At 63.2% G+C, this 10,655-nt stretch carries 11 protein-coding genes; all 11 read left to right on the top strand.

The genetic code is table 11. From position 1 onward, the window contains the following. Positions 1–18 precede the first annotated feature (18 nt). A complete protein-coding gene (locus tag Q5H94_RS18255; protein ID WP_304562684.1) occupies positions 19–1,281 on the top strand; it encodes a copper resistance protein B in 1,263 nt (420 codons plus the stop codon). Continuing rightward, complete coding sequence (locus tag Q5H94_RS18250; protein ID WP_179563642.1) at positions 1,272–2,045, top strand: PepSY domain-containing protein; 774 nt, start codon at positions 1,272–1,274, stop codon at positions 2,043–2,045. The genes Q5H94_RS18255 and Q5H94_RS18250 overlap by 10 nt, the downstream gene beginning before the upstream one ends. Continuing rightward, on the top strand, positions 2,042–2,488 hold the full coding sequence (locus Q5H94_RS18245; RefSeq protein WP_179563615.1) for a DUF305 domain-containing protein: 447 nt from the start codon (positions 2,042–2,044) through the stop codon (positions 2,486–2,488). The genes Q5H94_RS18250 and Q5H94_RS18245 overlap by 4 nt, the downstream gene beginning before the upstream one ends. A 70-nt stretch (positions 2,489–2,558) precedes the next feature. Next, positions 2,559–2,954, top strand: a complete 396-nt coding sequence (locus tag Q5H94_RS18240) for a DUF305 domain-containing protein (protein ID WP_179563641.1) — start codon at positions 2,559–2,561, stop codon at positions 2,952–2,954. A gap of 43 nt (positions 2,955–2,997) precedes the next feature. Then, a complete protein-coding gene (locus tag Q5H94_RS18235; RefSeq protein WP_179563614.1) occupies positions 2,998–3,441 on the top strand; it encodes a DUF411 domain-containing protein in 444 nt (147 codons plus the stop codon). Between the two features lie 46 nt (positions 3,442–3,487). After that, entirely contained in the window at positions 3,488–3,862 is a 375-nt protein-coding gene (locus Q5H94_RS18230; RefSeq protein ID WP_149524030.1) for a hypothetical protein, read from the top strand. 101 nt (positions 3,863–3,963) lie between these two features. Beyond that, positions 3,964–4,257 carry a hypothetical protein gene (locus Q5H94_RS18225; protein ID WP_149524029.1) on the top strand — a complete coding sequence of 98 codons (294 nt, stop codon included), beginning with the start codon at positions 3,964–3,966 and terminating at the stop codon, positions 4,255–4,257. Positions 4,258–4,392: 135 nt separating this feature from the next. Then, positions 4,393–5,622 carry a TolC family protein gene (locus Q5H94_RS18220; protein ID WP_304562676.1) on the top strand — a complete coding sequence of 410 codons (1,230 nt, stop codon included), beginning with the start codon at positions 4,393–4,395 and terminating at the stop codon, positions 5,620–5,622. Further along, a complete protein-coding gene (locus tag Q5H94_RS18215) occupies positions 5,619–7,109 on the top strand; it encodes an efflux RND transporter periplasmic adaptor subunit (protein WP_304562675.1) in 1,491 nt (496 codons plus the stop codon). The genes Q5H94_RS18220 and Q5H94_RS18215 overlap by 4 nt, the downstream gene beginning before the upstream one ends. Then, positions 7,106–10,243 carry an efflux RND transporter permease subunit gene (locus Q5H94_RS18210; protein WP_304562674.1) on the top strand — a complete coding sequence of 1,046 codons (3,138 nt, stop codon included), beginning with the start codon at positions 7,106–7,108 and terminating at the stop codon, positions 10,241–10,243. Before Q5H94_RS18215 ends, Q5H94_RS18210 begins: the two co-directional genes overlap by 4 nt. Positions 10,244–10,260: 17 nt before the next feature. Beyond that, positions 10,261–10,653, top strand: coding sequence for a copper-binding protein (locus Q5H94_RS18205; RefSeq protein ID WP_179563607.1), 393 nt, complete (start codon positions 10,261–10,263; stop codon positions 10,651–10,653). Positions 10,654–10,655: the final 2 nt, after the last annotated feature.

Below are 10,655 nucleotides of genomic sequence, written 5' to 3'. Positions count from 1 at the left end.
TCCCCGGGGAGAAGCCGCATGAAGTCGCTTCTTCTCCTGATCAGCGCCGCGCCGCTCGCTTTCGCAGTACCGGCGAGCGCGCAATCCATGCAGAATATGCCGGGCATGAACATGCCTGCAGCCAAGGCGCCCGCGAAGAAAAGGCCTGCAGCAAAGCCCGCTACGCCCGCCAAGCGCAAAACGTCGGCCAAGCCTGCTACCAGACCAACAGCCGCCAGGCGCGCGACACCGGCGGCGAAACCCAATGCCGCCGCCCACGACATGTCGGGAATGGGCACCATGCCCGGAATGGATATGTCGGCAACGACGGGAAGCAAGGCATCTCCGAAGGCCGATCCCCATGCCGGACATGACATGTCGAGCATGCCTGGCATGACAATGCCGGACATGGCGGGTGGCGCTATGAAACACGATATGCCCGGCATGAATATGCCTGCGGCTGGAAGTGGTCAGCCGATGGAGCATGACATGTCGTCGATGCCCGGGATGGCGATGGACGGGCAGATGGCGGGGCATGGGGCAGGGGGCACGAGCCTTGCACCGGGCAACGCGCCGGCACCATTGCCGCCGAGCGATCATTATGCGGATCGGATTTACCAGAACGGCGCGATGGCCGATTCCCGCGCTATGTTGCACAACGAACATGGCGGCAGCACATCCTCGATGATCCTGTTCAATCTGGCCGAATATCAGGTCCGAAATGGTCGCGATGGCTATCGGTGGGATGGCGAAGCGTGGTTCGGCAAGGATCTCGATCGGCTCGTCGTAAAGACCGAGGGCGAAGGGGCTTTTCGAGAAGGCGTCGATAGCGCCGAAGTTCAGGCACTCTACAGTCGCGCGCTAGATCCCTACTGGAATGTGCAGGCGGGCGTCCGCTACGATTTTAAGCCCAATCCCTCCCGCACCTACGCAACGATCGGCATTGAGGGCGTCGCGCCTTACTGGTTCGAAACGGAAGCAGCCGTGTTTCTGTCGAACAAGGGCGAGGTGCTGGGACGGATCGAGGGCTATTACGATCAGCGCCTCACGCAGCGCCTGATCCTTCAGCCCCGCGTCGAACTGAACCTATCGGCCCAGGATGTGCCCGAAACCCGGATCGGGTCGGGCCTCTCCAACGCGGAGCTGGGCCTGCGCCTGCGCTATGAGATTCGACGTGAGTTTGCGCCCTATATCGGCGTGTCCTACGATCGAAAATTCGGGCAGACCGCAGACTATGCCCGCGCCGATGGAAAAGGCGTCAAGGCGACGAGTTTCGTCATTGGCGTGCGGACCTGGTTCTGAGGAGCAACCGGCTTCGGCTCCACGTCGGGGCTAGCCGCGTCCACCGCTGGCTGGCTCTGATCATCGGTGTCCAGCTCTTGCTATGGTTTGCCAGCGGCCTGATCATGAGCTTGCTGCCGATCGACCGGGTTCGCGGTGAACGTCTCGTGGAGCGGGTATCGCCAGCGACGCTTGATCAAGCTCGTCCCCGTGCACCGCTGGATCTCGTGTTGCGCGAGGCGAACAAACCCGCGCGAGAGGTCCGATATCGTCTGCTGCTGGGACGCGAAGTCGCCGAGGTCGAGCTGTCCGATGGTGCGGTGGTGCTACAGGATGCCGAGACTGGAAAGCGCATCCCTCCTCTAAATGCTGCAATGGCGCGAGCAGTCGCGGTCCAAGCCTATCGCGGCGTGGCGCCGACGCCGAGCGTACGCGCCATTTTGACCGCCAGCACCGAATATAAGGCGACGCTGCCGGCATGGCGGGTCGATTTCCCGGACCACGACGCGACCCGTATTTATGTTGCGCAAAACAGCGGTCGAATCGTTGCCGTCAGGAATGGCACATGGCGTCTCTACGACTTCTTCTGGGGCCTCCACATCATGGACTGGAAGAACCATGAGGATTTCAACACACCTTGGCTGATTGGATTCGCCGCTGGGGGGCTGGCGCTGGCGATCGCTGGTTCGGTCCTTTTGTATTTCCGCTGGCCGCGAAAACGTCGCCGCAAGAACCGAACGAGCATGGGGAATTCTGGGGCGGGGGCCAAAGGAGACGACCAATGATGAAGAATGCTTATGCGAGCCTCGCGCTGCAGACCCTGGTCGGCGGCATTATCATGTATTTGGTGATGTTCGTCATGATCGATAGCCTGGGGAGCTTCTACAATAATCTCAATATGGTCTACATGACACTGATGATGGTCGCGCCGATGGTGGTGCTGATGATCCTCGCAATGGGCCATATGTTCCCATCAAAGGCGGCCAATGCGGCCCTTCTGGTCGGCTCGGTCGTGATATTTGCTGGATCGTTTGCGCTGATCCGCACGCAAACGACGATCGGCGATACGGCATTCCTCCGTTCGATGATCCCGCACCATTCGGGGGCGATCCTCATGTGTCGCGAGGCGACCTTGAAGGACCCGGAGATCGTCCGTCTGTGCGGTGGTATCGAGCAATCCCAACGGCGCGAGATTGATGAGATGAAGGCTATTCTCGCCCGCAAGTAGGTTTCGCCATCCCATTCTCGAAAATTAGCGCAGGCTTGCGAGGGTAATGGCGCGCTCGCGCGTATTAACAATGCGGGGCGATGAGGAGAGAATTGTGAAGAAAATAATCGCCGTCATGATCTTCGGATTGTTGACCACACCCGCGATCGCGCAAATGCAGGGCATGGACCATTCGAAGATGGACATGGGCCAGATGACGAACCCTACGCCGGCCAACCCGTATCCGCCGGCCGAGATGGAGATGCATCAGAAGATGATGTCCGCCATGGGCGGCGACGCGACGGAAACCTGGGTTCGCAAGATGATCGAACATCATCGCGGCGCGATCGCGATGTCACGCATCGTCTTGCGCGACACAAAGGACGCGCAGGTTCGAACGATGGCGACCAAGGCGATTACCGAGCAGACTCGGGAAGTGGGCGAGCTGCAGGGCTGGCTAAGAGCTCACCACAAGCGTGCGCAGTAGAGACTTTCCCCCGCCCAAGGGCGGAGGATAACGGAAGGTGTATATGCCACTGAAACTCGTTCTTGCTGCGTTCGCCGCGTCTGTCTCGGTCGCCAGTGCCGCGGCTGTACCTATCACAGTCCATCGCGATCCAGGATGTGGTTGCTGCGAGAAATGGGCCGCCCAGGTCCGCCAGCAATTCGGCCGGCGCGTGGCCATAATCGATGATCAGCAGCGATCTGCCTTTCAGCGCACGCACGGCGTGCCCGCTCGGCTGTCATCGTGTCATACAGCGATCGTCGACGGCATGGTTTTCGAGGGACACGTCCCTATCGCGGACATGAAGCGCGTTCTCGCGCAGCGTCCTCGTGGTGTGCGTGGTCTTGCCGTAACGGGCATGCCTCTCGGATCACCAGGCATGGAAGCCCCCGGGCAGCCGGTTCAGGCGTTCAATGTCTTCGCCTTTGGTGCAGGAAGCGAAACTATCTACGCGCGGCACGGCGGATGAGCATGGCGTTGCTCTTGGATCAAGATTGGCGTAGTTGATTACAGCTGTGAAACGTGCGCTTCCCCTCTTTCTCCTGCTCGGAGCCCTGCTCGGTCTGCTCGGCCAGGAAGCCGCCTTTGCGTCAGCACCGCCTGTAGTGTCCGTATCGATGGCGATGACCGGGACGGCCGATTCCGGCATGTCCGAAGACTGCATGAAGATGATGACGCAGCAACAGCAGCCCGCGCAGAAACCCTGCAAGGGCATGACGCTCGCCTGCATCGCCGCGATGGGCTGTGTCATTCCCATGGCGGTTCGCAATGACGCACCGACGCTTGCGGTGCGCGCGGCCGATCCGACCCTGGCCTTCTGGTCGACCACCACCGTCCTGCGCGGCGGTGACGTTGCTCCCGAACCGGAACCGCCGACTCTCCTTGGCTGATCGAACTCGGCCGTAAGGCTGGAAGGGTCGTTGCGCCTGTCGCGGATCGACCTCCTGTCCAACCTGCGGCTACCCCGATGATTTGCCAAAGGATGATAGTCATGAAGAACCGTGTTTTCTATGCGCTGCTGGGCGTAGCCCTTGCCGCACCCGTCGCCGCATTCGCCGGCCAACCGGACCACAGCCAACAGTCCGGCCATTATGAGTGGAAGTCAGTCCCGCAATATGGACCGCGTGCGCCGCTCCAGGGACAGCGGCGCGTCTGGGTGCCTGATACCACGCAAGTGGCGGCGTGCGACTGCGACATGATGAAGATGAGCAGCGCCGACGCTGCTGATTGCATGAAGCAGATGCACAGCATGGCATCGCCTTCGTCGGCCCCGTCGGTCGGTTAGGCAAAAGTTCTGGCCGCTTCAGGTCGCATAGACGGCTAGGCCAGCAGTGGCGGCGGAATGCCCCCCATTCCGCCGCCACTGATATGCCTGTCATAGTGTGCGCGGCCGATCCGGTCCTCCGATCAGGAGTTTACCATGCGATTGTTTGTTTGTGCGCCGCTGCTCGCGGCGATCCCCGGGATTGCGTTCGCCGGTCCGCTGACCTTCGATGCGGCGCTTCGCCAGGCTAAGCACGATGCTCCCTCCATTCGAGCGAAGACACTTGGCACTGATGCCGCGCGTTCGGCGCGTGGGGCCGCGGGAACGCTGCCCGATCCCACCCTCGCAGTGGGCGTAGACAGCTTCCCGATATCAGGACCGCTCGCGTTCGAGCCGCAGCGGGATAACTTTACCATGGCGCGGGTGGGCGTGTCTCAGGACATTCCCAACCTCGCCAAGCGCCATGCCCAGCAGGCGCGCGCCGATAGCGACATCAGGGCGGCCGAGGCTGATACGGCGGTCGAGGCGCGCACCGTCGAGGTAGGTACGGCGTTGGCGTGGATCAATCTGGCCTATGCCGAGCGCAGACTTGCCGCTCTTGACGACGTGCTGTCCCGGCTCGAGCGCGTCGTAGGGACCACGACCGGCGCTGTCGCTTCGGGCAGCGTACGGCCGGGGCAGACGCTTGCCGGTCAGCAGGCCATCGCCACGATGCAGGATCGCCGGAGCGAACTGGTTTCGAACGTCGCGCGTGCCCGCGCTACACTTACCCGTTGGACCGGCGATCCCGCGCCGGAGATTGCCGGGCCAATTCCCGAATTTCTGGTCGATGGGACCGAGCTTCGTGCTGGCCTCGATCGCCATCCCACCATCCAGATGATCGATGCCCAGGCTGGGCAAGCCGATGCCGATGTAAGGGTGGCGGATGCCGGTCGGCGTTCTGACTTCGGCGTGAATGTCGCCTATCAGCGCCGCGATCCCCGTTTCGGCGATTATGTCTCTGCTGGCGTGACGGTCAGCCTGCCGTTCTTCACCCGCAATCGTCAAAACGCCGGAATAGCCGCTGCCCAGGCCAATGCCGGGCGCGTTCTGGCCGAACGCGAAGCGGCGCGCCGCGCTCTTGCTGCCGACCTTGATGCCGATATCGCCGACCATGTCATGCACCACGAACAATGGATGCGTGCGCAAGGAACGCTGCAGTCGCTGGCCGAGCAGCGCGTGAAACTGGAGACCGCCAGCTACGGTGCTGGACGCGCCAGTCTTGTCGATGTCGCCGACGCCTATGCCGCGCTCGCCGACGCCACACTCACCACCCTGGACCGCGAAGCCCTGGTCGCCGCCGACGGCGCCCGGCTGACCTTGACCTATCGGAGCGACGCACGATGAGCCTCGAGATATCACCGCGCGCCCGGCTAGGTCTTGCCGCCGCTGCGCTCGCCCTCGTCGCTGGTGGCGCAGGCTATGGCATTGCCCACCTCGGTGGCAGCGAAACCGCTCCTACGCAAACAGCCGATGCCGGTCGTAAGGCGCTTTACTGGTACGATCCGATGGTGCCGCAAGAACACTACAACAATCCGGATACGCTTTCGTCGATGGGGATGAAGACCATCCCCAAATATGCCGATGAAGGCGGCGGCAACGCGCCGGGCATCCGCATCGATCCCGCTGCGTCCCAGACGCTGGGGCTGCGCGCGGTCGCCGTACGACGGGGACAACTGAACAGCAGCCTGACCGCCACCGGCACGATCGACTTCAACCAGCGCGATGTCGCGATCGTCCAGGCGCGCGCTGGCGGGTTCGTTCAAAGGGTCTATGCCCGGGCGCCCGGCGATATCGTTGGCGCCGGTGCCCCACTCGCCGACCTGCTCGTTCCCGAATGGGGTGGCGCACAGGCCGAGTTCCTGGCGGTCCGCCGCACCGGGAGCGCGGCGTTGATCCAGGCAGCGCGCCAGCGGCTCATACTGCTTGGCATGCCGTCTAGTACGGTCGCATCGGTCGAGCGAACGGGTCGGCCGCACAATGTCATCACGATTTCCACGCCAACCGGCGGCGTCATCAAGACGCTAGATGTGCGGGCCGGCATGACGATGACGGCAGGACAGACGCTTGCCGAGGTCAACGGCCTTGGCACGGTCTGGCTCAATGCTGCCGTGCCCGAAGCCATCGCGGGACCGCTCAAGCCCGGACAAACCGTGCAGGCCACGCTTGCCGCGTTCCCCGGCGAGACATTGTCGGGCCGTGTCTCGGCGATCCTGCCTACGACGCAGGCCGACAGCCGGACGCTCACCGTGCGGATCGAACTACCCAATCGTGGTGGTCGTCTGCGCCCGGGCATGTTCGCAACCGTGTCGTTCGGCGGCAGCGCACAGCCAGCATTGCTCGTACCCTCCGAGGCGCTGATCCGCACCGGCAAGCGGACCTTGGTGATGCTTGCGCTCGACAAGGGCCGATATCGGCCGGCCGAGGTGCAAACCGGCAGGGAATCCGGGGACGACACCGAGATCCTCGCTGGGCTCTCCGAAGGCGAGAAGGTCATCGCCTCGGGCCAATTCCTGATCGACTCCGAGGCTAGTCTTTCCGGCGTGCAGGCACGGCCGATCGGTGGCGGTGTGCCGATGGCAGTTGGCAAACCCGCAGCTACCGCCGCGCTCTACGAGACCGTGGGCAAAATCGAGCAGCTCACCGCCAATTCGGTGACGCTGAGCCATGAGTCGGTGCCGGCGATCGGCTGGCCGGCGATGACGATGACCTTCCAGCTTCCCGATCCGAACGTCGCGCGCGGCCTGAAGACGGGCGATCGTGTCCGTTTCGGGTTCGATCAACCGCCGGCGGGACCGACCGTGCGGCGCATGGCGAAAGTGTCTGGCCAATGATCGCCCATCTCATTCGCTGGTCGGTCACGAACCGCTTCTTCGTCTTGATTGGCGTACTCGCCCTGATCGGCTTGGGGATTTGGTCGGTGCGATCAACCGCGATCGACGCGCTGCCGGACCTCTCCGACACGCAGGTCATCATCCGCACCAGCTATCCGGGACAGGCGCCGCAGATCGTCGAAAATCAGGTCACTTATCCGCTGACGACCACCATGCTGTCGGTGCCGGGTGCCAAGACGGTGCGCGGCTATTCCTTCTTCGGCGACAGCTTCGTCTATGTGATCTTCGAGGACGGCACCGATCTCTATTGGGCGCGCAGCCGCGTGCTCGAATATCTCAACCAGGTGCAAGGCCGCCTGCCGGCGAGCGCCCGCAGTGCGCTCGGTCCCGATGCAACCGGTGTCGGCTGGGTCTATGAATATGCCCTGGTCGATAAGACCGGCCAGCACGATCTGGCCCAGCTTCGCGCGTTTCAGGACTGGTTCCTGCGCTACGAGCTGAAAACCGTTCCCGGTGTTGCCGAGGTCGCCAGCATCGGCGGCATGGTCAAGCAGTACCAGGTGCTGCTCGATCCGGTGAAGCTCGCCGCTTACGGTATCACGCACCAACAGGCGGTGCAGGCGATCCAACAGGCCAATCAGGAAGCGGGCGGCTCCGTGCTGGAGATGGCCGAGGCCGAATATATGGTCCGTGCCTCGGGCTATCTGAAGACGCTCGACGATTTCCGGGCCATTCCCCTGCGGACCGCAATGGGCGGTGTGCCCGTGCGGCTAGGCGATGTCGCCACGGTCCAGATTGGCCCCGAGATGCGGCGCGGAATCGCCGAGTTGAACGGCGAAGGCGAGGTCGCCGGCGGCGTCGTGATCCTGCGGTCGGGCAAGAATGCGCGCGAAACCATCGCCGCGGTCAAGGACAAGCTCGCCACCCTGAAGGCGAGCCTGCCGCCCGGCGTGGAGATCGTCACCACCTATGACCGATCGCAGCTCATCGACCGTGCGGTCGATAATCTTACCCACAAGCTGATCGAGGAGTTCATCGTCGTCGCGATCGTCTGCGGCCTGTTCCTCTGGCACGTCCGTTCGGCGCTGGTTGCGATTCTGACCCTGCCGATAGGCGTGCTGGCGGCATTCGTCGTCATGCGGTTCCAAGGGGTCAACGCCAACATCATGTCGCTGGGCGGCATCGCCATCGCGATCGGCGCGATGGTCGATGCGGCGGTCGTCATGATCGAGAACGCACACAAGAAGATTGAGCGCTGGGAACATGACCACCCGCAGCAGCATCTCGATAATCCGACACGCTGGACGGTGGTCACAGATGCCGCCGCCGAGGTCGGCCCAGCGCTGTTCTTCAGCCTTCTGATCATCACACTCTCGTTCATCCCCGTGTTCACACTGGAAGGACAGGAGGGCAGGCTTTTCGCGCCACTCGCCTTCACAAAGACCTATGCGATGGCATCGGCCGCGATCCTCTCGGTGACGCTGGTCCCCATCCTGATGGGGTATCTCATCCGGGGCCGCATACCCGCCGAGCAGTCCAACCCGATCAATCGATGGCTGACCCATATCTACCGGCCCGCCCTCGACTGGACGATGAAAAAGCCCAAGGCGGTGCTGCTGATTGCGGTTCTGGTCTTCGCAACGACGGCTTGGCCGCTCTCCCGGCTCGGCGGCGAGTTCATGCCGAATATGGACGAAGGCGACCTGCTCTATATGCCCTCGGCCTTGCCGGGACTGTCGGCGGCAAAGGCCTCGCAACTGCTCCAGCAGACCGACCGGCTGATCAAGACGGTGCCCGAGGTTGAGAGCGTGTTCGGCAAGGCGGGACGCGCCGAGACTGCCACCGATCCCGCGCCGCTCGAAATGTTCGAGACCACCATCCAGTTCAAGCCGCGTGACCAATGGCGGCCCGGTATGACCACGGACAAGCTCGTTGAAGAGCTGGACCGCACGGTGAAGCTACCCGGCCTCGCCAATGTGTGGGTGCCGCCGATCCGTAACCGCATCGACATGCTCGCGACCGGCATCAAGAGTCCGATCGGGGTCAAGGTCTCGGGCGCCGATCTCGCCCAGCTCGATCGCATCGCCCATGATGTCGAGACGGTGGCCAAGACGGTGCCCGGCGTCAGCTCGGCATTGGCCGAGCGCCTGACCGGCGGGCGCTATGTCGATGTCGATATCGATCGTTCCGCCGCCGCCCGTTTCGGGCTCAACATCGCCGATGTGCAGCAGATCGTATCGGGCGCGATCGGCGGCGAGACCATTGGCGAAACCGTCGAAGGGCTGGCGCGCTATCCAATCAGCGTGCGCTATCCACGTGAGCTGCGCGACAGCCTCGAAGGGCTGCGCACGCTTCCGGTCCTGACGCCTTCCGGTCAGCAGATCACGCTGGGCACCGTGGCGAAGGTTGCGATCGCCGAAGGGCCGCCGATGCTCAAGACCGAGAATGCCCGGCCATCGACCTGGGTCTATGTCGATGTACGCGGCCGCGATCTCGCTTCGGTGGTCGGTGACCTGCAACGCGCGGTGGCGAAGGAGGTGAAGCTCTCGCCGGGCGTGAGTATCGCCTACTCCGGTCAGTTCGAATATCTCCAGCGGGCTGTCGAAAAGCTCAAGCTGGTCGTGCCAGCGACGCTACTGATCATCTTCGTGCTGCTCTTCATGATTTTTGGCCGGTTCGATGAAGCCGCGCTGATCATGGGCACGCTCCCGTTCGCACTCACCGGCGGTATCTGGACGCTCTACCTCCTCGGCTTCAACCAGTCGGTGGCGACGGGCGTCGGGTTTATCGCGCTGGCCGGCGTGTCGGCCGAGTTCGGCGTGGTCATGTTGATCTACCTCAAGAACGCGCTGGAAGAGCGTGGCGACGATCCGGATGCCGATCAGCTCGAGGCGGCGGTGCGCGAAGGCGCGCTGCTCCGCGTCCGTCCCAAGGCGATGACGGTCGCGGTGATCCTCGCCGGCCTGTTGCCGATCCTGCTGGGATCGGGAGCCGGTTCGGAGGTGATGAGTCGGATTGCCGCCCCCATGATCGGCGGCATGCTCACCGCGCCACTGCTCTCGATGTTCGTCCTGCCCGCTGCCTATCTGTTGCTTCGGCTGCGACGGGCCAAATCCCTCCACCAACCTGTTTGACCTGCAAGGAGAAGACCATGACCATGATACGACTGACCATCGCTCTCGGCCTCACCGCCCTGACGGCTGCCTGTGGCAAGAAAGCGGAGACGCCCGTTGCGGCCGAGACCAACCAGGCGGCACCCGCTGCAGCCATGAGCGGCGACATGGGCAATATGGCGATGGCGCCGGCGGCGACTGCGCCGATCAAGGCCAAGGGCCATGGCAAGGTCACCGCGATCGACAAGACCGCAGGCACAGTCACGCTCGACCATGGCCCGATACCTGAAGCCAAATGGCCGGCGATGACCATGACGTTTAAGGCGGCACCTGCGGTCACTGGCGCGGCAAAGGTAGGCGAAAAGGTCGATTTCGACGTCACACTAACCGGCAGCGCCGGCGAGGTGACGGCGATCCAAAAGCAGCCCTGAGC

Source organism: Sphingomonas immobilis (genome assembly GCF_030580995.1).
Classification (GTDB): domain Bacteria; phylum Pseudomonadota; class Alphaproteobacteria; order Sphingomonadales; family Sphingomonadaceae; genus Sphingomonas; species Sphingomonas immobilis.
The sequence above is the reverse complement of the archived record's forward strand: the minus strand, read 5'-3'. Positions and strand labels throughout refer to the sequence as shown.